At 70.4% G+C, this 25,343-nt stretch carries 21 protein-coding genes, 1 tRNA gene and 1 pseudogene; 10 read left to right on the top strand and 13 right to left on the bottom strand.

Features of this window, described 5'->3' with window-relative positions; all coding sequences use genetic code 11:
* Positions 1–15: 15 nt before the first annotated feature.
* The 6 genes and pseudogenes from GGQ96_RS01780 to GGQ96_RS01805 all read right to left on the bottom strand — a co-directional run bounded on the left by GGQ96_RS01780 (position 16) and on the right by GGQ96_RS01805 (position 4,483).
* Positions 16–753, bottom strand: coding sequence for a hypothetical protein (locus GGQ96_RS01780; RefSeq protein WP_184110948.1), 738 nt, complete (start codon positions 751–753; stop codon positions 16–18).
* Positions 754–768: 15 nt separating this feature from the next.
* A complete protein-coding gene (locus GGQ96_RS01785; protein WP_184110950.1) occupies positions 769–975 on the bottom strand; it encodes a hypothetical protein in 207 nt (68 codons plus the stop codon).
* A 135-nt stretch (positions 976–1,110) separates the two neighbouring features.
* A tRNA-Pro gene (locus tag GGQ96_RS01790) sits at positions 1,111–1,187 on the bottom strand.
* Between the two features lie 117 nt (positions 1,188–1,304).
* Complete coding sequence (locus GGQ96_RS01795; RefSeq protein WP_184110952.1) at positions 1,305–2,312, bottom strand: inorganic phosphate transporter; 1,008 nt, start codon at positions 2,310–2,312, stop codon at positions 1,305–1,307.
* Positions 2,312–2,962, bottom strand: a pseudogene (locus GGQ96_RS01800) (DUF47 domain-containing protein); the annotation flags it as partial. The pseudogene GGQ96_RS01800 and the gene GGQ96_RS01795, both read right to left, overlap by 1 nt.
* A 93-nt stretch (positions 2,963–3,055) precedes the next feature.
* Positions 3,056–4,483 (bottom strand): phospholipase D-like domain-containing protein, encoded by a 1,428-nt coding sequence (locus tag GGQ96_RS01805; protein ID WP_184110955.1) that lies wholly within the window; start codon positions 4,481–4,483, stop codon positions 3,056–3,058.
* Positions 4,484–4,585: 102 nt separating this feature from the next.
* Here GGQ96_RS01805 and dinB point away from each other — a divergent pair, with 102 nt between their 5' ends.
* Positions 4,586–5,668 (top strand): DNA polymerase IV, encoded by a 1,083-nt coding sequence (dinB, locus tag GGQ96_RS01810; RefSeq protein WP_184110963.1) that lies wholly within the window; start codon positions 4,586–4,588, stop codon positions 5,666–5,668.
* Positions 5,669–5,678: 10 nt separating this feature from the next.
* Here the strand turns inward: dinB and GGQ96_RS21280 are convergent, their stop codons facing one another.
* From GGQ96_RS21280 to glmU, 6 genes are all read right to left on the bottom strand, one after another.
* A complete protein-coding gene (locus GGQ96_RS21280) occupies positions 5,679–6,242 on the bottom strand; it encodes a PEPxxWA-CTERM sorting domain-containing protein (protein WP_246360005.1) in 564 nt (187 codons plus the stop codon).
* A 143-nt stretch (positions 6,243–6,385) separates the two neighbouring features.
* Positions 6,386–8,182 (bottom strand): sensor histidine kinase, encoded by a 1,797-nt coding sequence (locus tag GGQ96_RS01820; RefSeq protein ID WP_184110967.1) that lies wholly within the window; start codon positions 8,180–8,182, stop codon positions 6,386–6,388.
* Positions 8,155–10,059, bottom strand: a complete 1,905-nt coding sequence (locus GGQ96_RS01825) for a putative bifunctional diguanylate cyclase/phosphodiesterase (protein ID WP_246360006.1) — start codon at positions 10,057–10,059, stop codon at positions 8,155–8,157. The genes GGQ96_RS01820 and GGQ96_RS01825 overlap by 28 nt, the downstream gene beginning before the upstream one ends.
* A gap of 47 nt (positions 10,060–10,106) precedes the next feature.
* A complete protein-coding gene (locus GGQ96_RS01830) occupies positions 10,107–11,033 on the bottom strand; it encodes an ROK family protein (protein ID WP_343058893.1) in 927 nt (308 codons plus the stop codon).
* 35 nt (positions 11,034–11,068) lie between these two features.
* Entirely contained in the window at positions 11,069–12,892 is a 1,824-nt protein-coding gene (glmS, locus tag GGQ96_RS01835) for a glutamine--fructose-6-phosphate transaminase (isomerizing) (RefSeq protein WP_184110969.1), read from the bottom strand.
* Positions 12,893–12,919: 27 nt separating this feature from the next.
* Positions 12,920–14,299, bottom strand: a complete 1,380-nt coding sequence (glmU, locus tag GGQ96_RS01840; RefSeq protein ID WP_184110971.1) for a bifunctional UDP-N-acetylglucosamine diphosphorylase/glucosamine-1-phosphate N-acetyltransferase GlmU — start codon at positions 14,297–14,299, stop codon at positions 12,920–12,922.
* 60 nt (positions 14,300–14,359) lie between these two features.
* On the opposite strand from glmU, the gene GGQ96_RS01845 reads away from it, so the two are divergent.
* From GGQ96_RS01845 to GGQ96_RS01885, 9 genes are all read left to right on the top strand, one after another.
* A complete protein-coding gene (locus tag GGQ96_RS01845; protein ID WP_184110973.1) occupies positions 14,360–15,052 on the top strand; it encodes an HAD-IA family hydrolase in 693 nt (230 codons plus the stop codon).
* A 49-nt stretch (positions 15,053–15,101) separates the two neighbouring features.
* Positions 15,102–16,361, top strand: a complete 1,260-nt coding sequence (locus GGQ96_RS01850) for an ATP-binding protein (protein WP_184110975.1) — start codon at positions 15,102–15,104, stop codon at positions 16,359–16,361.
* A 29-nt stretch (positions 16,362–16,390) separates the two neighbouring features.
* Entirely contained in the window at positions 16,391–17,434 is a 1,044-nt protein-coding gene (locus GGQ96_RS01855; protein WP_184110977.1) for a substrate-binding domain-containing protein, read from the top strand.
* On the top strand, positions 17,431–18,804 hold the full coding sequence (gene pstC / locus GGQ96_RS01860; RefSeq protein WP_184110979.1) for a phosphate ABC transporter permease subunit PstC: 1,374 nt from the start codon (positions 17,431–17,433) through the stop codon (positions 18,802–18,804). Before GGQ96_RS01855 ends, pstC begins: the two co-directional genes overlap by 4 nt.
* Positions 18,797–20,101 (top strand): phosphate ABC transporter permease PstA, encoded by a 1,305-nt coding sequence (pstA, locus tag GGQ96_RS01865; RefSeq protein ID WP_184110981.1) that lies wholly within the window; start codon positions 18,797–18,799, stop codon positions 20,099–20,101. The genes pstC and pstA overlap by 8 nt, the downstream gene beginning before the upstream one ends.
* Positions 20,102–20,142: 41 nt before the next feature.
* Positions 20,143–20,889, top strand: coding sequence for a phosphate ABC transporter ATP-binding protein PstB (gene pstB / locus GGQ96_RS01870; RefSeq protein WP_425506681.1), 747 nt, complete (start codon positions 20,143–20,145; stop codon positions 20,887–20,889).
* Between the two features lie 13 nt (positions 20,890–20,902).
* Positions 20,903–21,604, top strand: a complete 702-nt coding sequence (gene phoU, locus GGQ96_RS01875) for a phosphate signaling complex protein PhoU (protein WP_184110983.1) — start codon at positions 20,903–20,905, stop codon at positions 21,602–21,604.
* Complete coding sequence (gene phoB / locus GGQ96_RS01880; protein ID WP_125994025.1) at positions 21,592–22,284, top strand: phosphate regulon transcriptional regulator PhoB; 693 nt, start codon at positions 21,592–21,594, stop codon at positions 22,282–22,284. The genes phoU and phoB overlap by 13 nt, the downstream gene beginning before the upstream one ends.
* Positions 22,285–22,486: 202 nt before the next feature.
* Entirely contained in the window at positions 22,487–23,152 is a 666-nt protein-coding gene (locus GGQ96_RS01885; protein ID WP_184110985.1) for a carbonic anhydrase, read from the top strand.
* Here GGQ96_RS01885 and GGQ96_RS01890 read toward each other — a convergent pair.
* A complete protein-coding gene (locus tag GGQ96_RS01890; RefSeq protein WP_246360007.1) occupies positions 23,088–25,292 on the bottom strand; it encodes a ComEC/Rec2 family competence protein in 2,205 nt (734 codons plus the stop codon). The two genes, GGQ96_RS01885 and GGQ96_RS01890, sit on opposite strands and share 65 nt — an antisense overlap.
* Positions 25,293–25,343 lie beyond the last annotated feature (51 nt).

Here is a 25,343-nt window from a genome sequence, read left to right on the forward strand (position 1 = left end):
TGGTTCCCGACGAGTCTAAAGTTTCGCCGCCGGCCGCAGCTTCGCCGAGTCCAGGTGCCAGCGGCGTTGCGATGCGGACGCGCCATCGACGCCGTTCACACGCCGCACGACATAGGCGCCCGTGAAACGCTGCGTCGCGCCATCGTCCAGCACCGCCTCCACTGTGACCGGCACGCTCTGGTAGACCGACCCAGCCGCGCCCTCCGCCGGCGGCAAGGCACCGATCGTCACGCGGGTCGACCGGGTCTGGGCGAACCCCTTGCTGAAATCCGCGAAACGCTGGCCCGGCCGGCCATCATCGCCCCAAGACTGCCAGGCGGTGGCATAATCCCGGGCGTTCAAGGCAGCATAATAGCGCCGGACCACATCCGCCGCCGCCCCCCCGCCCTGCGGATCGGCGCCACAGCCCTGCATCGGTGGCCCGTCCCCGTCGAACAGGGCGCAGGCCCGCGCGATCTCGTCGTCGATCAGCGCACAGCTGTTCGCGGCATTGCAGGGCGGATGCGTCGCCGGCGACACGTTCCGGCAGATCGCGACCCGCTTCGCGGCGGCGGCCTCGCCGATATCGTCCGCGCAGGACAGGATGCCGGACCGCGCCAGGGCGACCGACGTGGCGGTCGGTCTCGGCCTGGGCGTTGGCGAGGACGTGGCAGCGGTCGCCCGCGCCGTCTCGCCGCTCGGGGCGGACGGGCCGCAACCCGCCAGCGCCCCCGCCAGCGCCATTCCCAGGGATAGCCTCGCGCCGGCCCCCATTCCTCCACTCCGATCTTATTGGCCCGCCACGCCCCGTCCCGCGACGGTCTCGTAGGCGGACAATTCGTCGCCGATCGCGACCTTGGCGGCAAGGTCGTCGGCGCGCGCCTTGTCCTGGGCGGCGCGCTTCGGATTGTCCGGGTCGCCATCCGGATCGGCCGCGCCAACATTGGGGCTGTCGGGCATGTAGAGGATCGGCTGTTCGGTGCGTTCGTCGGCCATCGTCTTCTCCTTGGCTGGGCGGTCAACGCGCCGGGGCCAGGCTGGTGCCGAAGGAGAGCCACGCGCTGCGACGATGCGAGCCGGATGGCGGATAAAGCAAAGGCCGGCGCAATGGCCGGCCCTCACGGAAATAAATGGTCGGGAAGAGAGGATTCGAACCTCCGGCCCCTGCCTCCCGAAGACAGTGCTCTACCAGGCTGAGCTACTCCCCGACGGAGTTCCGATCGTCATTCAGTGCCCTTGTGAGGCGCTTCGGGAGCCGACCGGATTGGCTTGGAGGCGCGCCTATATCCAGCGCCTCCCGCCCGTGCAACAGGTTTTTTCGCCGATCAGTCGAACCCGGTCAGAAAACGCGTGGCATAGAAGACCGCCGCGCCGATCGCGCCTGCCGCCGGCAGGGTGATGAACCAGGCGATGACGATGTTCGACGCCACGTTCCACCGCACCGCAGACAGCCGCCGCGACGCGCCGACACCGACGATCGCGCCGGTGATGGTGTGGGTGGACGAAACCGGAATGCCGCCCAGCGTCGCCATGAACAGGGTGATCGCGCCGCCCGTCTCCGCGCAGAAGCCCTGCGCCGGGGTCAGCCGGGTGATCTTCGACCCCATGGTGTGGACGATCCGCCAGCCGCCCGACAGCGTGCCCAGCGCCATGGCCGCCTGGCAGCTCAGCACCACCCAGAAAGGCACGGAGAACTCGCCGCCCAGATAGCCCTGGCTGTAGAGCAGCACGGCGATGATCCCCATCGTCTTCTGCGCGTCATTGCCGCCATGGCCCAGCGAGTAGAGCGCGGCGGAGACGAGCTGGAGCTTGCGGAATCGCTTGTCGACGCCCAGCGGCGTCAGCCGGATGCTGGTCCACGCGACCGCCAGCACCAGCATCAGCGCCAGGATCAGCCCGATGGCGGGCGAGGCGAAGATGGCGATCACCGTCTTGACCACCCCGCCCCACACCACCGCGGCCGATCCCGCCTTGGCCATGCCGGCGCCCAGCAGGCCGCCGATCAGCGCATGGCTGGACGAGGAGGGAATGCCCTTCACCCAGGTGATGACGTTCCAGGCGATCGCGCCCGACAGCGCGCCGAAGATCACGACCGGATCGATGATCTGCGCGTCGACGATGCCCTTGCCCACCGTCTGCGCGACATGGAGGCCGAACACGGCGAAGGCGATGAAGTTGAAGAAGGCGGCCCAGAGCACCGCATATTGCGGCTTGAGCACGCGGGTGGACACCACCGTCGCGATCGAGTTCGCGGCGTCGTGCAGGCCGTTCAGGAAGTCGAACAGCAGCGCCACGCCGATCAGCGCGACGAGGATCGGAAGCGAGACGGTCATCAGGCGTGATCGATGACGAGACCCTGGATCTCGTTCGCCACATCCTCGAACCGGTCGATGATGCGCTCCAGGTGGCTGTAGATCTCGCGCCCGATCACGAACTGCATCGGCTGGTCCTGGCGCGCCTGGAACAGCGCCTTCAAACCCTGGTCATGGGTCGCGTCCCCATGCCCCTCGATCTTGATCATCCGGGCTGTAAGCTGGTTCAGCCGCTCGCTGTTGCGGCTGAGTGAGCGGAGCAGCGGGATCGCCTCCTGCGTGATCCTGGCGGCCTCGACCGCGATGCCGGCCATCGCCACCATCTCGGGTTCGAATCGGGTCACGCCATAGAGCGCGATGGTGTTCGCGGTCTGGTTCATCTGGTCGATCGCGTCGTCCATCACGCCGATCAGGTCGGTGATTGCCGAACGGTCGAACGGAGTCACGAACACGCGACGCACGTCCTGCAGCACGTCGCGGGTGATGTCGTCCGCCTCATGTTCACGCGCGACGATCTCGGCGATCTCCGCCTCGATCGGTCCGTCGCCGCTCAGCAGCCGCTGCAACGCGCCCGCGCCGGCGACCAGGGTCGCGGCATGGGCTTCGAACTGATCGAAGAACTTGCCCTGTTTGGGCATCAACGACTGAAACCAGCCAAGCATTCGGATTCGCCTCCACGTCCCCTGCCACAGCGGCACGGGTCCCGAGTTATCGCGCCCACTGGCCCAAGCGGCCGCGCGAATCCAGCCGGAAACCGGTCTGGATCAGCGTGGACGCAAGCCAAACCGCCGGAACAGGCCACGTTTTGCCAGTGATTCGAACATCTCGCCAGGGCCTTCGGGGTCGAGCACCTCATTGTCGGCCAGCCATTGCTCGACCTCCGACAGGTTGGGGATGGCATAGGGGCGCAGCGTCTTGCCGGCCCCGCGCAGATGCTCGATCGCGCCGATCAGCGAGTCCTGCGCCGCGATCGCGGCGGTCACCGCCGCCGGGGTGACGCCCAGATGCTCGGCGAGCAGGTCGTCGCGGATTTCGGTCACCCGCGCCCGGTCCCGTTCGGTCGTCGCCTCGATCGCCAGGTCGCATTCGGTGTCTAGCCGCAGCGAGCGGTTGTTGACGTTGCTCGACCCCAGGCGAAATACCCTGTCGTCCGCGATCAGGATCTTGGCGTGGACATAGATGGGCGTGCCACCATCGGTATAGGGATGGTACATGCGCAAGCGGCGATGCCGGTCGCGGCGGCGCAGCGCTTCCATCAGCCGCGCGCGCGCCGTGTCCATCGCCAGCGGCTCCAACCAGCCCTGCGCGGTCAGCGGGTTGATGACGACGATCTCCGGCCCGTCCGCCTCGTCCAGCCGACGCGCGATCGCCTCGGCGATGCGGCGCGAGGCGAAATACTGGCTCTCGATATACAGGTGCCGGCGCGCGCCCGCGATCTGCGCCAGGAACAGCGCCTCGCTCTCGTGCACCGCCACCTGGTCGTCCATTTCGGGCAAGGTCCGGGCGATGCCGACGTCGATCCCCTCGAAATCGACGCGCAGCCCCTCCGGCCAGCAGGGACCGGACGGTGCCGTCGGCGCCATCGCCCCGCCGCCCGCCGCGTGCCAGCGCTCTCGGAACAGCTCGCCCAGCGCCCCCGCCACCGGCCCCTGCACCGCGTTGATCGCGTCGTGCCACGGCTTGTAGCGGCGCCGCGTCGTCGGCCGGCGACGTTGCGGATCGTCCTCCAGATGCGCCCGCGTGTCCCATCGGTCGCCGGTCATGTCGATGCCGCCGCAAAAGGCCAGGCAGTCGTCGATGATGACGATCTTCTGGTGATGCGAGGCGGCGGTCGGGTGATGGCCGTCCAGCTTGGTATGGATGCGCGGATGCTTCATCCAGCGCATCACGGTGAAGATGGTGGTGCCGCGCCCCAGCGACTTGAGCGCACCGACGTCCCAGCGCAGCAGGTGCACTTCCAGATCGGGATTGCGCTCCACCAGATGATGGATGAACGCGCCGACCGGCGCCGGCCCGTCACTTGCCCGGTGATCCAGCACGATGCGCGCATCGAAGTCCCAGCCGATCAGCAGGATGCGCCGCTTCGCCTGGAGCATCGCCTGACGCGCGACGCGAAAATATTCGTCGGCATCGACGATCACCGTCATCCGATCGGCGCGTTCGATGCGCCAACAGTCCTGCCCCGGCTTCATGGCGTCCCTTCCGACCCTGATCCCGCCCGCGCTCCTGCCGCATCGCGTGCGATCGCGCAAATGCTCGCACCCACAGCGGCTTGCGCGTATGATCCCAGGATCATGAGCGAGGAGCGGCCGCGCAAGATCATCCATATCGACATGGACGCCTTCTATGCCTCGGTCGAGCAGCGCGACGACCCTGCCTTGCGAGGGCGACCGGTTGCGGTGGGGGGATCGCGAGCGCGCGGCGTGGTGGCGGCGGCGAGCTACGAGGCGCGCGCCTTCGGGGTGCGCTCCGCCATGCCCTCCGCCTCCGCGGTGCGGCGCTGCCCCGATCTGATCTTCGTGCGTCCCCGCTTCGAGGTCTATCACGCGGTCTCGCAGCAGATCCGCGCCATCTTCCGCGACTATACCGACGCCATCGAGCCGCTGTCGCTCGACGAGGCCTATCTCGACGTGTCGGAGGATCGCCATGGGCTCGGCTCGGCCGGCGCGATCGCGGAGGAGATCCGCCGCCGGATCAAGGCGGATACCGGCCTGACCGCCTCGGCCGGGGTCAGCTACAACAAGTTCATCGCCAAGCTCGCCTCGGACCAGAACAAACCCGATGGCCTGTGTGTCATCCCCCCGCACAAGGGCGCGGCCTTCGTCGCCGGGCTGCCGGTCAAGCGATTCCACGGCGTCGGGCCGGTGACCGCACGGCGGATGGAGGCGCTGGGCATCCTGACCGGCGCCGATCTGCGCGACCGGCCAATCGAAATGCTGCAACGGCATTTCGGCAGCTATGCCACCTATCTCTACAATGCCGCCCGGGGCCAGGATCACCGCCCGGTGCGCGCCCATCGCGAGGCCAAGTCGATCGGCGCGGAACGCACCTTCGAACGCGACCTGAGCACCCCCGACGACCTCCATGCGCAGCTCGCGCGCGTGGCGGAGGCGGCCTGGGTGCGGGTCGAGCGGCACCAGGCGCACGGCCGCACCGTCACGCTGAAGCTGCGTCGCGCGGATTTCTCCACCATCACCCGGGCCCGGTCCGGGCGGACGGCGGTGACCGACCAGGCCGCTTTCCTGGCGATCGGCCGGGAGTTGCTGGACGCGCAGCTTCCGGTGCCGGGCGGCATCCGGCTGCTCGGCCTGACGCTGTCGGCGCTCACCCCGGCGGCAGCGGCGGAGAGCGACCCGGTCCAGCCGAGCCTGTTCTGACCGCTTGCGGTCAGGCGGCGGCGAAGGCTGCCCCGCGCCGCCGCAGGACATAGCCCGCCAGGCCGAAGCCGAACAACGTCAACGCCCAGGTCGCCGGCTCGGGCACCATCGGCGTATAGGCGAAATCATCGCCCACCCGGCCGGCAAGCACCTCATAGCCGGTGATGATGCCGGTGAAGCGGCTGCCCGCACCGCCGAACGCGGCGGTGTTGATCGTCACCGCGCTGCACGCGGCATCGGTCGCCTGCGTGGCGGCCGGGGCGAAGCCGCCGACGCCGCCGGGCACGCAGGCCCGGCCGCTGCCCGACACGCCATACCGCACCGGTTCAAAGCGGAAGCTGAGGCCCTGGTCGTCCGAGGACAGGAAGATCGGCGAATCGGCCTGCCCGAAGCCGACATCCGCGCCATCGGCCACCGACACGACGAAGCGGATGGTCGCGGCCGAGAAAGCGGACGTGATCGGCCCCTGATTGTCATAGCCGGTGATCGCCGTCCCGGCGCCACGCGCCTGGAAGACATAGGTCAGCTCCGTCGCCGCCTGGGCCTGACCGGCCACGACCAACGCCGCGGTCATCGCGAGCCCCTTTACCAACCCCTTCATAATCCTGCCTCCAAACGCATTTCGCCCAGCATCTATGGTAAACAGCCACATAGATACAGGCTAAACCGACCGTCCGGTCAGCGATAGGACCATCCGGTCCGATCCGGATCGCATCGTTATGGTCGCGGCAGGGTCAGCACCGCTTCCGCCCCCAGGCCGTGCCCGGCGGAGCGCAGGTCGAGCGTTCCCTCCATCGCCGCCATCGTATTGGCGCACCAGTGCAGACCCAGTCCGCCGCGCCGGTCGGCCCGGGTCGAATAGCCGCGCCGGAACAGCGTCACGTCGCTGCCCGGCGCGAAACCGGCGCCGTCGTCACGGATGGTGACCGTCACGCGGGCGGCATCGGCGACGGCGCTCACCGAGATGCGGCCCCTGCCCAGCCCAGCCGCGATGATCGCCTCGACCGCGTTGCCGACCAGATTGCCCAGCACCTGCGCCAGAAGCAGCCGGTTGGCGCGGACCATCACTGGTCCCGCCGGCAGGCTGAGCGCGATCGAGACGGCGGGCGCATACTGGGCAATCGACGCCTGGCGCGCGACGAGCGCGACGATGTCGCAAGGCTCCAGCGGCGGACGTCCATCCGCCTCGGCCTGGTGCGCGCCGATCACCTCCAGCACATGCGCCAGGGCCTCGCGCCCGGCCGCCGCGTCCGCCGCGATGCCGGCCCGATCGCGCGCGTCCGCGTCGAGCGCGGCGGCGACGAAGGCGGCCAGCCGCTGCCGCCGCTCGGGTTCGAGGTCGGGCAGCGCCAGTTCCGACAGCGCCCGGTCGAGCATCGCCCGGTCCGCCCCCGGCCGCGCGCCCGACGAGCGGCTGAGGATGGTGCTGATCGGACCCAGCGCGTTGCGGACGTTGTGCATCACCGCCACCGCGCTGTCCGATTGGCCGAGCGCGAAACTCTGCGCCTCGATCCGCGCGTGCAGGTCGTGCAACTGGCCGAGCATCGCGTTGAGGCTGGCGGTCAGCGCCCCGATCTCGTCGCGTCGGCCGCCATCGTCGAGCGGGGTCAGCATCGCGGAGGCGCGGACCCGCTGCATATGGTGCTCCACCCGGGCGAGCGGGTCGAGCACATGGCGGGCGATGGCGCGGCGCAGGACCAGCAGCAGGCCGAGCAGCAGCAGCGTCGATCCAGCCGCCGACAGCAGCAGCATCCGTCGCCCCAACATCGCCATGTCGCGCGGCAGGTCCATGTGCGCGACCGCGACGGTCCGCCCGTCCGGTCCGGCCAGCGGCAGCCGCACCGCGACCGTCCGCCACGACCAGGCGAGCGGTTCGATGCCTGTCCCTGCCCCTACCCCCGTGCCCATGCCCGTGCCCGGCGCAGGCGGCGACAGTCGCACCGCGGCGCGGCGCGTCCCGGCCCAGCGATCGAGGCGGACCGGCCGCACCAGTAGGATCGCCGGCCCCTGCGGTCGCGGTCGGGCCAGGCCGACCGCGACCAGCGCGCCGTCGGTAATGGCGAAGCCGCGAGCGATCGCCTTCCCCTCGAGCCAACTGGCGCTCGACTGGTCGCGCAGCAGCGCGCCCAGCCGGGCCCGGCCGGCGGCGTCGCCAACCTGCGCCTCCGGCCGGCCGTCGGCCGCGATCCGCGCGACCGCCGCGCCCGGCGTCAATCGAATTGGAGCGCCGCGCACCGCCAGGTCGTGCGCGGCATGTTCGGTCCGGGCGGCGGTGGCCGCGATCCCGGTGCGCAGCCGGGCGACGTCGCGGATCAGGCCGCGCTCCTCCAGCGTGTCGAAACTCGGCGTGATGATCGCGGTCAGCAGCAGCGTGATCGCCACCGCCCCGGCCAGCCCCGTGACGCTCAACAGGAGGACCAGCCGCCGGCCGAGCGACCGCGGCCCGCCCCGCAGCCGCCGCCGCCGCCGCCGCCGCCGCCACGGCATCAGCCGACGGTCCCCGTCGCCTCCCATGCCGCGCCCTGCGGATCGATCAGGCCGGCCAGCGCCATCTCGCGCGCATGGGTCGCGGGCACCGGCAGCGAAAAATAATAGCCCTGCAGATAGGCCGCGCCGGCGATGCGCAGCGCCTGAGCCTGCGCATCGGTCTCCACGCCCTCGCCGATCACCTCCAGCCCCAACGCGCGGCCGAGATGGATGATCGAATGGACAATCGCCGCCGATTCACGCTCCCGTCCCATGCCGTCGATGAAGCTGCGGTCGATCTTCAGGCAGTCGAGCGCGAAGGTGCGGATATTGTAGAGGCTGGAATAGCCGGTGCCGAAATCGTCCAGCGCGATTCGGAAGCCCAGGTCGCGCAAGCGATACAGCGTCTCCGCCGCGCGTTCCGCATCGGCGAAGATCGCCGACTCGGTGATCTCGATCTGCACGCGCGACGGCGACACTCCGGCCCGCTCGACGCCTTCCATGACATGGCCGACAAAATTCTGCCGCCGGAACTGGCGCGGCGAGAAGTTGATCGAGACATATTGGTCCGGCCACGCCTTCAGTTCGGCCAGCGCCTCGGCCAGCACCCAGTCGCCCAGCTCGTGGATCAGGTTCGATTCCTCGGCGACGGGGATGAAGATGGTCGGGCTCAGCCGGCCATAATCCGCCGTCTCCCAGCGCAGCAGCGCCTCGAATCCCGCGATCGCCATCGTGTCGCGCGCGACGATCGGCTGATAGACCAGACTCAGTTCGCCGCGGGCGATCGCCTCGCCCAGCCCGCCCTCGACCCGGCGGCGGAAGCGGACATTCTCGTCCATCTCCTCGTCGAACACGCGCACCTGGCCCCGCCCGGCGCGCTTGGCGTCGTTCAGCGCAAGGTCGGCGCGCCGCAGCAAATCGACGGGGTCGCGCGGGCCGTCCTCCGTCGCCAGCTTCAGCCCGGCCGAACTGCCGCCCTTCACCGAGTGGCCGAACACGTCAAAGCTGATGCCGCAGGCCGCAATCACCCGCTCGCATGCGATCACCGCGGCCGCTTCACCGGCCGTGTCGAACAGGATGCCGAATTCGTCGCCGCCCAGCCGGGCGACCAGCGCCCCCTCCGGCGCGGTCTCGTGCAGCGTCGCATAGACGAGCTGGATCAGCCGGTCGCCCGCCAGATGGCCCAGCGTGTCGTTGACCAGCTTGAACCGATCGAGATCGAACATCGCGATCGCGAACAGGCCGGGCTGGCGCGCCCGGTCGCCTAGCGCGCGCAGGAAGGCGAGGCGATTGGGCGCGTCGGTCAGGGAATCATGCATCGCCATGTGCAGCGCGCGGCTTTCATTGGCGGCGAGTTCGGCGGTGCGATCCTCCAGCAGCGCGACCTGCCGGGCCAGGTCCGCCCGCGCGGCGGCCAGCGCCCGGTCGACCCGCCAGCGCTCGCCCAGCGCCGTCGCGGTGTGGACGATCTCCACCGCGTCGAACGGCTTGGCGATGTAGAACAGCTTGTCGACCGGCCCGGCATCGCGGGCGATGGCGAGCGGTGCATGGTCGGAATAGCCGGTGACGATGACGATGTTGATCTCGGGATCGAGCGAGCGGATGCGCGCGGCCGTCTCGCGCCCGTCAATGCCGGGCGGCATCCGGATGTCGAGGAAGACGACCGCGAAGGGCTCTTCCGATGCCAGGCTTGCCGCGACTGCACCCACCGCGTCGCTACCCTGCTCGACATGGGTCAGCGCGAAGCGTGGCGCCGCCGCGGCGGGCGCGGCGTCCGTGCCGAACAGGTCCTGCGCCATCGCGTCCAGCGCCGTCGCCGCGCCGTCGCCCGGAACCGCGAAGCTGCGGCGATAGCTGTCGTGCATCGCCGGCTCATCGTCGACGATCAGAATCCGCACGATCTCCCGCTGGCCCGGCTCTACCATGGTGCATGCTCTCCCGAAACGCGTGAAGGTCGGGTAAGCAGCGCCAGTTAAGCCCCCATGAACGAAGATTGCAGTTGTTCTCCAAGGGCTTGCGCCCCAAGCACGATCGCGCCGAGCGGCCCGGCATTGCCGCCCAGGGCCGGCGGCACGACGAAGGTGTCGGCGTTCGCCACCTCGGGCAGGGCGACATAGCCGGCCAGCGACTTGGTCATCGCCGCGCGGACGCGGGGGAAGAGATGGTCGGTGCCGACCATCACGCCGCCGCCCATCACGATCCGGCGCGGCACGCCGGTCAGCACCAGCGCATGGAGCAACTGGCCCAGCGCATGCGCGACCAAATTCCAGGCGGGATGGTCGGCGGGCAGGTCCGGGCCCGGGATGCCGGTGCGCGCCTGGATCGCGGGGCCCGCCGCCAGTCCCTCCAGGCAGGCGCCATGATAGGGACAGGAGCCGACCCAGTCGTCGCCGGCGACACGGACGGGGCGGATATGACCGAACTCGCTATGCGTCAGCCCGTCGACCGGCTTGCCGCCCGCGATCAGGCCGACGCCGATCCCGGTGCCGACCGTCGCATAGGCGATGTCGGGCAGCCCCTTCGCCGCGCCCCAGCGCGCCTCGGCCAGCGCCGCGCCGACCACGTCGGTGTGGAAGCCGGTCGGCACGCCCGCCTTGCGCCGCAGCCGCGCCGCCACGTCCTGGTTCGCCCAGCCGGGCTTGGGCGTCGAGGTGATATGGCCATAGTCGCCGGCATGGGGGTCGATCGACACCGGGCCGAAGCTGGCGATGCCGAGCGCGCTGAACCCGCTCCACCGGTCCAGGACCGCCTCGATCGCGCTCAGCGTCTCCTCCGGCCGGGTGGTCGGCAGCTGGACGCGATCCTCGATCTCGTCAGGCCCGCGCGCCAGGATGCAGATGCATTTGGTGCCGCCCAGCTCGACGCCTGCCACCAGGGGCTTGTTCTGCCGTTCCGTCACGCCGCTCTCTCCAATGCAATGCTTTGCACAGGGGGTTACTCGACCGTGACGGACTTGGCGAGGTTTCTCGGCTGGTCGACGTCCGTCCCTTTGGCGACCGCCACGTGATAGGCGAGCAACTGCACCGGCACCGCATAGACGATTGGCGCGATCAGGGGGTGGACCTTGGGCATGGTGATCGTCGCCAGGCACCCCTGACCCGCCGCCGCGACGCCGTCATAGTCGGAGATCAGCACGACCTTGCCGCCGCGCGCCTGCACCTCCTGCATGTTGCTGACGGTCTTCTCGAACAGGGGACCGGACGGGGCGATGACGATCACCGGCACATGTTCGTCGATCAGCGCGATCGGCCCGTGCTTCATCTCGCCCGCGGCATAGCCCTCGGCATGGATGTAGCTGATCTCCTTCAGCTTCAAGGCGCCTTCAAGAGCCAGCGGATAGTCGGTGCCGCGCCCCAGATAGAGCACATCGCGCGCGCCCGCGACCGCGCCAGCCATCGCCTCGATCGATTCGTCATAGGCGAGCGCGCCGTTGATCGCCGCCGGCGCCTCGGCCAGGTGGCGGACGATGTCGCGCTCCTCGGCTTCGTCCAGCTTGCCCTTGGCCTTGGCGAGATTGGCGGCGAGCGCGGCGAGCACCGCGAGCTGGCAGGAAAACGCCTTGGTCGAGGCGACGCCGATTTCCGGTCCGGCATGGGTCGGCAGCAGCAGGTCCGCCTCGCGCGCCATCGAGCTGGTCGGCACGTTGACCACGGCGGCGATCGTCTGGCCCTCGCTCTTGGCATGGCGCAGCGCGGCGAGCGTGTCGGCGGTCTCGCCCGACTGGCTGATGACGATCATCAGGCCGCCCGGCTCCATCACTGGCGCGCGGTAGCGGAATTCGGACGCGACATCGATGTCGACCGGCACGCGCGCGAACTGCTCGAACCAGTATTTGGCGACCATGCCGGCATAATAGCTGGTGCCGCAGGCGACGATGGTGACGCGACGGATCGCCGACAGGTCGAAATCGGGGATAGGCAGAGCCACCTTGCCCTCCATCCGCTGCAGATAGGAGCGCAGCGTCTGGGCGACGACGATCGGCTGCTCGTAGATCTCCTTCTGCATGAAGTGGCGGTGATTGCCCTTGTCGATCAAGGCGCCGGTCACGCCGGAGATGGTGACGGGGCGCTCGACCGCGTTGTTGTCGCGATCATAGACCTGCGCGCCGTCGCGGGTGCAGACCACCCAGTCGCCCTCGTCCAGATAGGCGATACGCTGGGTCAGCGGGGCGAGCGCCAGCGCGTCCGATCCGAGATAGGTCTCGCCGTCACCGTAACCGACCACCAGCGGCGAGCCGAGCCGCGCGCCGATCAGCAGGTCGGGCTGGTCCTTGAACAGGAAGGCGAGCGCGAAGGCGCCATGCAGGCGCGGCAGCACCATCCGCACCGCCGCCACCGGATCCAGTCCCGCCTCGACCTGCTCGCTGACCAGATGCGCGACGACCTCGGAATCGGTCTCGCTGGTGAAGATGCGGCCGCGCGCGATCAGCTCCTCGCGCAGCGGCTTGAAATTCTCGATGATGCCGTTGTGGACGACCGCGACATGGTCGGTGGCATGGGGATGCGCATTGTTGGTGGTCGGGCCGCCATGCGTCGCCCAGCGGGTATGGGCGATGCCGGTGGTGCCGGGCAAAGGATGCGCGGCGAGTTCGCGCGCCAGGTTGACCAGCTTGCCCGAGGCGCGCCGCCGCTCGATCGCGCCGTCATGATCGGTGGCGATGCCCGCCGAATCGTAGCCGCGATATTCCAGCCGCTTCAGCCCGTCGAGCAGCCGGTCGGCCACCGCCTCCGCGCCGACGATCCCCACAATTCCACACATGCGATCGAAACTCCTGGAAAGTCGATATTATCGCGCGGCCTTGCGCGCCTTCAAGGCCTTGGCCCGTTCGCGGAAGCGGGCGGCCCAGCCGGGCTTGGTCTGCCGTTCGGCGCGGACCAGCGCCAGCGCATCCGCCTCGACATCGCTGGTCACGACCGATCCCGCGCCGACGATCGCGCCATCGCCGATCGTCACCGGCGCGACCAGCGCGGAATTGGAGCCGATGAACGCCCCCGCCCCGATCACCGTGCGATATTTGGAATAGCCGTCATAATTGCAGGTGATCGTGCCCGCGCCGATATTGCTGCCCGCGCCGATCTCCGCATCGCCCAGATAGGTCAGGTGATTGGCCTTCGCCCCCTCGCCCAGCACCGCCTTCTTGATCTCGACGAAATTGCCGACCTTGGACTGCGCGCGCAGCACCGCGCCCGGCCGCAATCGCGCATAGGGGCCGACCTCCGCGTGCGGTCCGACCTCCGCGCCCTCGATATGGCTGAAACCGTGGATCGTCGCGCCGTCCGCCACGCGCACGCCGGGACCGAAGACGACGTTCGGCTCGATCGTCACGTCGCGGCCGATCACCGTGTCGTGCGCGAACCACACCGTCTCTGGCGCGATCAGCGTCGCGCCCTCGGCCATGGCGCGGAGGCGCCGCGCCGCCTGCCACGCCGCCTCGACCCCGGCCAGCTCGGCGCGGCTGTTGATCCCGGCGACCTCGTCCGCGCCGGTCTCGATCACCACGGCGCGCCGCCCCTCGGCGATGGCCAGCCCGACCACGTCCGGCAGATAATATTCGCCCGTCGCATTGGCGTTGCCGACCGCCGACAGCAGCCGCCACAGATCGGAGGTGCGCACCGCGGTCACGCCGCTGTTGCACAAGGTCACCGCGCGCTCCTCCGGCGCGGCATCCTTATATTCGACGATCCGCTCCATCGTGCCGTCGGCCGCGGCGATCACCCGGCCATAGGCGGCCGGATCGGCGGGCCGGAAGCCCAGCACCGCCACCGCCGGGGCGTCCTCCGCCTGCAACCGCGCCGCCAGCCGCGCGACCGTCTCGGCGGCGAGCAGTGGCGTGTCGCCGAAGCAGACGATGGCGATGCCGTCGAAATCGGCCAGCGCGTCCCTGGCCTGGAGCGCGGCATGGGCGGTGCCGAGCTGTTCCTGCTGCCAGGCGATGGCGACGCCGCGATCCGCGACCGCCGCCTCGACCTGCTCGCCCGACGCGCCGACCACCACCACCTGCCGCGCGACGCCCGCGTCCGACAGGCTGTCGAGCAGATGCATCAGCATCGGCCGTCCGGCGAGCGGGTGCAGCACCTTGTGCAGGTCGGACTTCATCCGCGTGCCCTTGCCGGCGGCCAGGATGATCGCGGCGAGCGGAGCGGAAGCGACGGTCGGTTCGGTCATGCGGGTCCGGTGCCATGAAGTTCTTGCCAATACCATAGCGCGGCTGGCACCGGCGCGGTCATGGACAGTAATTCATCCAGCCGTTTCCCCTGGTCCATCGTCGGCTTCGACATGGACGGGACCCTGCTCGACACGTCGGGCGACCTCGCCGCCGCAGTTAACCATGCGCTGGACAGCGCCGGGCGACCGACGCTTTCCGTCGACCGGATCACCCCGATGATCGGGGGCGGCGCGCGCCACATGCTGGCGCAGGGAATGGCCGCGACCGGCGGCTGCACCGACGACGAGCTGGACGTGCTGCACCGCCGCCTGCTCGACTATTACGAAGCGAACATGGTGGTCCATACCCGCCCCTATCCGGGCGCGCTGGCGGCGCTCGACGCGCTGACGGCGCGGGGCGTCACGCTGGCGGTGGTGACCAACAAGCTGGAGGGCTATGCCAGCCGCATCCTCGGCGAACTGGGCCTGACCGATCGCTTCGCCTGCCTGATCGGCGGCGACAGCCTGGGGCCGGGCATGGGTAAGCCATCGCCCGCGCCGATCCACGCGATGATCGACCGGTGCGGGGGCGGCACGGCGGCGTTCGTCGGCGATTCGATCTACGACGTAAAGGCGGCGCAGGCGGCGAGCGTGCCGGTGGTTGCGTGCAGCTTCGGCTTTCTGGACCGGCCGGTCGCGGAGCTCGGCGCGGATGCGGTGATCGACGGCTATGCGGAGTTGCTGCCGGTGCTGGAGCGGCTGGGTCAGCGCTGATCCCGCAAAGAGCGCGCCTCTGTCACACGGTTGAGCTAATCCGGGGCCGATGCGACGCGAATCATCATTCCGCCTGGGCTGGGCGATCGTGCTGGCGGCGGCGACCGCGGTGGGCGTGGCGCTGGTCGACGGCCGCTGGGAGGGGCTGATCGTCACCCTGGTCGGCACGATCGGTGCGGTGCTGGTCGCCCGGATCGACGAGGACCGCGCCCCCGCCGCACCCGTCGCGCCGACGATCGAGCCCGGCATCGGCGAGGTGCTGGACGCGGTGGCGGAGCCCGTGCTGCTGGTGCGCGGCGGCCGGATCATCCTGGCCAATGCCGCCGCCCGCACGCTGCTGGGCGACCATGTCGTCGGCGAGGATGCGCGCGTCGCGCTGCGCCATCCCGCCGCCGCCGAGGCGCTGGCCGCTCCTGAGGGCCGGCAGGTCGAGCTGGTCGGCATCGGCGCACGCGACCGGCGCTGGGAGATGCGCGTCTCCCCCACCGCCAGCGGCGCGCGCGTGGTCGAGCTGATCGACCATAGCGAGGGCGCGGCGACCGAGCGGATGCGCGTCGATTTCGTCGCCAATGCCAGCCACGAACTACGCACCCCGCTCGCCTCGATCCTGGGCTTCGCCGAGACGTTGGAGGAGGCGGGCGACGATCCGGAACTGCGATCGCGCTTCCTGGGGATCATGATGGCCGAGGCGCGGCGCATGCAGCGGCTGGTCGAGGACCTGTTGTCGCTGTCGCGGATCGAGGCGGACAAATACCGCTTGCCCGATCGACCGATCGACGTCGCCCAGCTGATGGACGAAATCTGCGCGGAGCTGCGCCGCACCGGCACCGCGCGCGTCGGCGACATCACCTGCCAGGCGCTGACCGGCCTGCCGCCCGTGCTGGGCGACCGCGCGCAATTGTCGCAGATGCTGCACAATCTGATCGGCAACGCGATGAAATACGGTCGCGCCGGCACGCCGGTCGACGTGCGGCTGGAACCGGGCGCCACGGGCGGCGTGCGCCTGACCGTGACCGACCAGGGCGAGGGCATCGCGCCCGAGCATCTGCCGCGCCTGACCGAACGCTTCTACCGCGTCGACACCGGGCGCAGCCGGTCGCTGGGCGGGACCGGCCTGGGCCTCGCGATCGTCAAGCATGTGGTGGAGCGGCATCGCGGCCAGCTCGACATCACCAGCCGGGTCGGCATCGGCACCAGCTTCGCCGTCACCCTGCCGGCGACCACGGCACCCCCGACCGGGACCGGTCCGGGCGCACTGTCATCAAAGGGTAACGAAAACGTCACACAGGGTGAGCGGGAAGCGCGCTAGAGACTCGGGCGACTTCCCCTGGGGACCCGATGCTTCGCCTTCTTCCACTCGCGCCACTCCTGGCGCTGGCCGCGTGCCATGACCAGGCCAATGGCGGCGGCGCGGGGGCACGCGACCAAATCCGCGTGGTGGGGTCGTCGACCGTCTATCCCTTCACCACGATGATCGCCGAGCAACTGGTCGCCACCGACCCCGATGCGCGCGCGCCGGTGATCGAGGCGACCGGCACGGGAGCCGGCATGAAGCTGTTCTGCGCCGGCATCGGCGCCGCCTATCCGGATATCGAGGACGCCTCGCGGCGGATGCACGCCAGCGAATATCGTGACTGCCAGGCGCACGGCGTCGGCCCCGTCCTGGAGGTGCCGATCGGCATCGACGGCATCGCGTTCGCCGAGGCGAAGTCCGGGCCGAAACTGGCGCTGACCCCGACCGACCTGTACCTGGCGCTGGCCGCCGCGCCGCGCGGCCGGCCCAACACGGCGCGCACCTGGGCCGACGTGAACCCCCGCCTGCCCGCCGTGCCGATCCAGGTCTATGGCCCGCCGGCGACCAGCGGGACGCGTGACGCGCTCGCCGATCTGATCCTGGCCAAGGGCTGCGACGCGGTCGATCCGGTCGCCCGCGGCCTGGCGAGCCGCGATCCGGAGGCGCATCGTGCCCGCTGCTCCCGCATCCGCGAGGACGGTGTCTATATCGACGCCGGCGAGAACGACAATCTGATCGTCCAGAAGCTGCAATCCAACCCGAACGCGCTGGGCATCTTCGGCTATAGCTATCTGGAGGAGAACCGGGACAGCGTGAACGGCGTGCCGATCGACGGGGTCCCGCCCACCTATCAAGCGATCGCCAGCGGCCGCTATCCGGGCGCGCGCGCGCTCTACATTTACGTCAAGAAAGCGCATATCGATGCCATTCCCGGCCTGCGCGCCTTTCTCGACCTCTACGCCGCCAATTGGGGACCGCAGGGGCCGCTGGTCGCGCGGGCGCTGATCGCCGCGCCGCCCGCCATGCGCGCCCGCGCCGCCGCGATCGTCGCGCGCGCGATCCCGCTCGATCCGGCGACGCTGTCGTGAAGCCGCTGGCGCTGCTCTTCGTCGTCGCCGGCCTGGCGCTGATCGGCTGGCTGACCGCGCGGGCGCGCGCGAACCATTTCCTGCGAACGGCCACCCGGTCCAGCTCGCTGCCCGGCCATCATGGCTGGTATGTCGCGCTGTGGACGCTTATCCCGCCGCTGATCTTCCTCGCGCTCTGGTCGACCGTCGCACCGGCGCTGGTGACCGACGCGGTGCTGGCCACCCCGGCCGCCGCCGCGCTGCCGCCGCAGGGCTTCGCCCGCGCGACCATCCTGTCGGAGGCGCGAGCGCTGGGCGCGGGCCGGGCTTACGGGGCGTTCCATGCGCTGGCCGAGACGCTCGCCCCCGCCTATGCCGCCGCGCAGACCCGGTTCGACTGGATCGCGACCGCGCTGGCGCTGGCGCTGGCCTTTGCCGGCGGCGCCTTCGCCTTTGTGCGCGTGCGCCCCGGCTTCGCGGCGCGCACGCGGGTCGAGCGGATCGTGATGGGCGCGCTACTCGCCGCGTCGCTGATCGCGATCCTGACGACGATCGGCATCGTCGCCTCGCTCCTCTACGAATCCGCCCGCTTCTTCGCGATCGTGCCGCTCACCGATTTCCTGTTCGGCACTCATTGGAGCCCCCAGGTCGTCGATCCGCGCGATCCGGGTGCCAGCCTGGGCGCGCTGCCGCTGTTCTGGGGCACCTTCTTCATCGGCGCGGTGATCGCGATGGCGGTCGCCATCCCCTTCGGCCTGATGAGCGCCATCTACCTGACCCAATATGCCAGGCCGGCCACGCGCCGCTGGATCAAGCCCATGCTGGAGATGCTCGCGGGCGTGCCGACCGTGGTCTATGGCTATTTCGCCGCGCTGACCGTCGCGCCGGCGGTGCGGTCGCTGGGCGTGACTCTCGGCATCCCCTGGGCCTCGTCGGAAAGCGCCTTGGCCGCCGGGCTGGTCATGGGGGTGATGATCATTCCCTTCGTCTCGTCCATGGCCGACGACAGCCTGGCCGCGGTGCCCGGCACGATGCGCGACGGCAGCCTGGCGCTGGGCGCCACCGTGTCGGAGACGATCCGCAAGGTGCTGCTCCCCGCCGCGCTGCCCGGCGTGGTCGGCGGCATCCTGCTGGCGATCAGCCGCGCGATCGGCGAGACGATGATCGTCGTCATGGCCGCATCGGGCGTCGCGACGCTGACCGCCAACCCGTTCGCCTCCGCCACCACGGTCACCCGGCAGATCGTCGACCTGCTGACCGGCGAGGCGGCGTTCGACAGCGCCAAGACGCTCGCCGCCTTCGCGCTGGGACTGACGCTCTTCGTCGTCACCCTGCTCCTCAACATCGTCGCGCTCAGCGTCGTGAAGACCTATCGGGAGGCGTATGAATAGGGCCCGCCTCGCCGAACGGCCGGCCGTCGCGCCGGCCCGGACGGCGCCGCCGGGCCTGCGCGCGCCGACCGACTGGGCGACCCCGGCGATGCGGGCGCGCATCCGCCGCCGCTATGCCGCCGAGCGGCGCTTCCGCCGGCTGGGGCTGGCGGCGGTGGCGTTGTCGGCGGGGTTCCTGCTGTTCCTGCTCGCCACCATGCTGGCCCAGGGGCTCAGCGGCTTCACCGAGACGCGGCTGCGGGTGCCCGTCGACCTCGCCGCCGCGCATCTGCGCATCACCCCGGCGCAACTGTCCGAACGCCGCGCCGACCTGGCGCTGGCAGGCGCGGGGCTGGAGGCGGTGGTCGAGAATGCCGCCAGCCGCCGCTACGGCGCGCCCGGCCTGCTGTCGGACGGCGCGTGGCTGCGCGTGCGCGACGCGATCAAGGCCGATCCCGCGCTGCTCCGCCAACACGCCACCTTCGACCTGCCGGTGTCGAGCGCGCTCGACCTCGCCGCCAAGGGCAAGGGCACGGCCGACGCCACGGCGCTGGTCGCCCGCCTGCGCGCGCAGGGCGCGCTGAGCCGCCACCTCAACCTCGCCTTCCTGACCGACGCCGACTCGACCGATCCGACCCGGATCGGCATCTGGGGCGCGTTCCTGGGCTCGCTGATGACGCTGGCGGTGACGCTGGCCCTCGCCTTTCCGATCGGCGTGCTGTCCGCCCTCTACCTGGAGGAATATGCCCCGCGGAACCGCTGGACCGACCTGATCGAGGTGTCGATCAACAATCTGGCGGCGGTGCCGTCGATCATTTTCGGCCTGCTGGGGCTCGCCGTGTTCCTGGGCACGTTCGGCCTGCCGCGCTCCGCGCCGATCGTCGGCGGGTTGACGCTGGCGCTGATGACGATGCCGGTGATCGTCATCGCCGGACGCAACGCGATCAAGGCGGTGCCGCCCTCGATCCGCGACGGCGCGCTGGCGATCGGCGCCTCGCCGGTGCAGGTCGTGTTCCACCATGTCCTGCCGCTGGCGCTGCCCGGCATCCTGACCGGCACGATCATCGGCATGGCGCGCGCCCTGGGCGAGACCGCGCCGCTCCTGATGATCGGGATGCGCGCCTTCATCGCCGCCCCGCCGACCGGCCTGACCAGCCCGGCGACCGTGCTGTCGGTGCAGATCTTCCTGTGGTCCGACCAGGTCGATCGCGGCTTCGTCGAGAAGACATCGGCGGCGATCATCGTGCTGCTGGCCTTCCTGCTCGCGATGAACGGGCTGGCCATCTACCTCCGCAACCGTTTCGAGACCCGCTGGTGATCGCTTCCCCCTCTCCCACCGCAACGATGCCCCCGCCCAAGATGACGGCGCGCGACGTCTGCGTCGCCTATGGCGACAAGACCGCCATCGACCATGTCTCGATCGATATCGAACAGGACCGGGTGATCGCGTTCATCGGCCCGTCGGGCTGCGGCAAATCGACCTTCCTGCGCACGCTCAACCGGATGAACGACACCATCGCATCCGCCCGCGTCGCCGGCGACATCCGGCTGGACGGTCAGGACATCTATGCGCCCGAGATGGACGTGGTGCAGTTGCGCGCGCGCGTCGGCATGGTGTTCCAGAAACCCAATCCCTTCCCCAAGTCGATCTACGAGAATGTCGCCTATGGCCCGCGCATCCACGGCCTGGCGCGCGGCAAGGCGGAGCTGGAGGCCACGGTCGAGCGATCGCTGACCCGCGCCGGCCTGTGGAACGAGGTGAAGGACCGGCTGTCGGACTCGGGCACCGCGCTGTCCGGCGGGCAGCAGCAGCGGCTGTGCATCGCGCGCGCGATCGCGGTCGACCCGGAGGTCATCCTGATGGACGAGCCGTGCAGCGCGCTCGACCCGATCGCCACCGCCAAGATCGAGGAGCTGATCCACGAGCTGCGCGGCCGCTACGCCATCGCCATCGTCACGCACAACATGCAGCAGGCGGCGCGGGTCAGCCAGCGCACCGCCTTCTTCCACCTGGGGACGCTCGTCGAATATGGCGCGACCTCGGACATCTTCACCAATCCGCGCCAGGAGCGGACCAAGGATTACATCACCGGCCGCTACGGCTGAGTGAGGAGCCGCGATGAACGAACATACCGTCAAGGCCTTCGACGCCGATATCGTCCAACTGCGCGGGCTGATCAGCCAGATGGGCGGGTTGGCCGAAGAGGCGATCGCCGAATCGCTCCAGGCCCTGCAACGCAGCGACCTGGCCCGGGCCGAGCAGATCCGCGCCGCCGACAAGGCGATCGACGCGATCGCCGCCCAGGTGGAGCAACTCGCCGTCCAGATCATCGCGCTGCGCGCGCCGATGGCGGTCGACCTGCGCGAAGTGGTCGCCGCGCTGAAGATCGCCAGCGTGGTCGAGCGGATCGGCGATTATGCCAAGAACATCGCCAAGCGCGTGCCGCTGATCGATGGCGAGCACCGGATCGAGCCGGTCTCGATCCTGCCCGCCATGGGGCGGATGGCGGCCGACATGGTGCGCGGCGCGCTCGATGCCTTCGCCGCGCGCGATATCCAGGCGGCCATGCGCGTGCGCGAGAGCGACGTGGCGCTGGACGATTTTTACGACAGCATCTTCCGGACGCTGGTCACCTTCATGGTCGAGAATCCGAAGACGATCACCCAGGTCGCGCACCTGCTGTTCGTCGCCAAGAACCTGGAGCGGATCGGCGACCATGCGACCAATGTCGCGGAGATGGTCTATTTCGCCGCGACCGGCACCCGCATGGCCGAGCGCGACCGTGGCAACAGAGAGGGAGAAGCGACGTGGCGCGCGTAAAGATGCTGCTGGTCGAGGATGATGCGGCGCTCGCCGAGTTGCTCCGCTATCATTTCGGCCGCGAGGATTTCGAGGTGGCGCATACCCCGGACGGGGAGGAGGCGCTGCTGCTGGCGCGCGAGCAGGCGCCCGACATCGTGCTGCTCGACTGGATGGTCGAGGGACTGTCGGGGATCGAGGTGTGCCGCCGGCTGCGCCGCGCGCCCGAGACGCAGAACGTGCCGATCATCATGCTCACCGCGCGCGGCGAGGAGGAGGACCGGGTGCGCGGGCTGGAGACGGGCGCCGACGATTACGTCACCAAGCCCTTCTCGCCGCGCGAGCTGGTGGCGCGGGTCGGCGCGGTCTTGCGCCGCGTGCGGCCGGCGCTGGCCGGCGAGGCCCTGACCTATGCCGATATCGAGATGGACACGGTCGGCCACAAGGTGCGGCGCGGCGGCGAGACGGTGCCGCTCGGTCCCACCGAATTCCGCCTGCTCAAGCATTTCCTGGAACATCCCGGCTGGGTCTTCTCGCGCGAGCGGCTGCTCGACGCGGTCTGGGGCCATGACAGCGACATCGAGAGCCGGACGGTCGACGTGCATATCCGCCGCCTGCGCAAGGCGATCAACATCGGCGACCGGCCGGACATCATCCGCACCGTCCGCTCGGCCGGCTATGCGCTCGACGCCGACGGCTGAGCGCGGGCGCCGGCCGGATCCCCTGGTCGGAACCGCCGACCGGTCTGCCGCGTAAAGGCCCGGTTATCCGGGCGATAGCGGCCGGCCGTGGTCGCTGGCCTTGCCGCATGCGGCATCGGCCGGCAGAAGCCGTCGGGAACCCGCCCGATCTGGCGTGGTTTCGATAGGGCCGCTCCGGCGGCAATACGGGAGATAGATCAACATGACGGATTTCGCCGATCTGGTGGATGGATATCAGCGCTTTCGGACCGCCGACTGGCGGCGTCAGCGCGAGCGTTGGGCCAAGCTGAAGGACGGTCAGGAACCACGGGTGATGGTCATCGCCTGCTCCGACAGCCGCGTCGAACCCGCGCAGATCTTCGACACGCTGCCAGGCGAGATGTTCGTCGTCCGCAACGTCGCCAACCTGGTTCCGCCGTGCGAGACCGGCGGCGGCCATCACGGCGTGTCCGCCGCGCTGGAATTCGCAGTGACCCAGCTCAAGGTGTCGGAGATCGTGGTGCTCGGCCATGGCCGCTGCGGCGGCTGCAAGGCGGCGCTCGCCGGGACGTTCGACGATGCGGAGCCCGGCAAAGGCGGCTTCATCTCGGACTGGGTGCACCTGCTCGACGAGGCGCGCGACAAGGTCCGCTCGGAATTCCCCGATGCGGATACCGAGGATGCGCGCCGCGCGATGGAGCGCGAATCGGTCCGCACCTCGCTCGCCAATCTGCGCACCTTCCCCTTCGTGCAGGAAGCCGAGGCGGCCGGCCGGCTGAAGCTGCACGGCGCGGTCTTCGCGATCGGCGACGGGCAGCTCCACGTCATGGACCAGGACGGCGCGTTCCAGCCGGCCAAGCCGCGCGTCGAGGCGGAAGCATCGGCCTGATCCACGGGTGATGGTCGCCGATCCGGCGGACCGTCACCACCCGGCCCGCTCCGGCCAGGATCGCCACGCCGCCGGTCCGGGCGAGCGTGGCGGGTTCAAGCCGGAGCCAGGATGGCCGGCATGCGCCGGGCAGCCGGCGGTCCGCGACGACCACGTCCGCCCGGCGACACGCCGAGACCAGCGCTGGCTTCGGCGGGTGATAGGCGCTTCGCACCATCAGCACGCGCAACCGCCCTGCCCCGTGCCCCGCATCGGCGAGGCAGAGGTCGCTGTTGCAGCGCGCGCCACCCTCGTCCGACAGCAGCGCCGGCGCCGCCACGCCGCTATTGGTGGCGAGCACGTCGCGCATATAGTCGCCGGTCCGATCGCGCAGCATCGCGACCCGGCCGTCCGCCAGCCGGATCGCCGCGTGGCGCCCGTCGCCGCTGACGACCAGATCCGGCGGCGGCGGCGTCCATGCCCAAATCGCGCCCGCCAGCAGCGGGGCCAGGCCCCATCGCCGCCAATGCGTCCGCCACAGCATCACCCACAGCCCGCCGCCGATCATCAGCGCGAACGATCCAGTGGGCATCAACGGCCAGGCGGCGGTCGCGCCGGGCAGCCTGGCCACCATGTGCGCGCCCCCCAGCAGCAGCCCGATCGCCCGCCCGGTCAGCCACCAGGCCGGCCCGCCCAGGCCGACCGTGTCGAGCAGCAGCGCGAGCAGTTCGAGCGGCATGATGACGAAGGTGGTGAGCGGGATGGCGATGATATTGGCGAGCGCGCCGTACAGGCCCGCCTTGTGGAAATGATAGACCGCGATCGGCATCAGCGCCGCCTCCACCGCGATGCCCGTGGCGAACAGGAGCAGCAGGTGGCGGCCGAGCCATCGCCCGATCGCTTCGTCACGGGGTTCGGCGAAGGCGCGCACGGCGGGATGATCGTGCAGGGCGAGGATCGCGACAATCGCCGCGAAGGAGAGCTGGAAGCTGGGCCCCACCAGCGCCTCCGGCCAGAGCAGCAGCACCAGCATCGCTCCGCCCGCGACCAGCCGCAAGGTCATCGCCCGCCGGCCGAGCGCCAGAGCCGCCAGCACCAGCAGCGCCGCGACGCAACTGCGGATCGTCGGCACCTCCGCCCCCGTCAGCCAGGTGTAGAAGATCGCCGCCCCCGCCCCCGCCCCGCCCGCGACCAGCGGCAAACGCAGCCGCAAGGCCAGCCACGGCGCCAGCGCCAGCACGCGCATCACCAGCAGCATCGTCGCCCCCACCACGGCGGTGATGTGCAGCCCGCTGACCGACAGCAGATGCGCCAGGCCGGCGGTGCGCATCGCGTCCGAGTCCGCCTGCCCGATCGCGCCCATGTCGCCGGTGACCAAGGCCGCGGCGATCCCGCCCGCGCTGCCCGGCAGTCGCTCGACGATATGGCCGGTCAGCGCGGCCCGGAGGGGTGGCGCGGCCGCACCGGGGGCCAGGATCACGACCGGCGCAAAGCCGCGCCCTGTCGCCCCGATCCCGGTGAACCAGGCGGCGCGCGCATAATCATAGGCGCCGGGCACCGCCGCCTCGGGCGGCGGCAGCAGGCGGGCGCGCAGGCGGATACGCGCCTTCACCGCCAGCCCGGCGGGCACGTCCGCCTCGGCCAGGTTGATCCGCAGCCGGGGCGGCAGCGCCATCGGCCTGCCCGACGCCGTCACCCCCGCCGCCGCCGAACGCAGCGTCAGCCGCACCAGCCCGCGGGCGGGCAAGGGCTCGACCCGCGCGACCGTCGCGTCGAGGCGGACGATCGCGGGCGCGGCCAGCACGGGCGCCGCCACCCGCTCGGCCCGGCTCCACGCGAGCGCCACGCCGGCCGCCACCAGCAAGGCGCCAAGCGCCACGGCCAGCCAGCCACGCCCGCCCCGCCACGGCACCAGCGCGGCCAGCCCCGTCGCCAGGGCAGTCCAGGCGGCGGCGCGCCAGGCGACCGGGTTCGGCAGCACGAACCACAGCGCCACGCCCAGGCCCAGCATCACCGGCAGCCAGAGCGGCAACTGGTCGCGCTCCGCCTCCAGCCGTCGCTCGACCGCCGCGCCGATCCGACGCGCGATTTCGCCCGCTGCCGCCGGGATTTGTCCCGGCGTGGGGGCCATGCTAGGGGCGGCGGCGGCTGACCTGGCCATCGATCATCCAGTCTGGGAGCATGTGCGCTTGGGCGCAACCACCGATCAGGA

The organism is Sphingomonas abaci, assembly GCF_014199625.1.
Taxonomy (GTDB): Bacteria; Pseudomonadota; Alphaproteobacteria; order Sphingomonadales; family Sphingomonadaceae; genus Sphingomonas; species Sphingomonas abaci.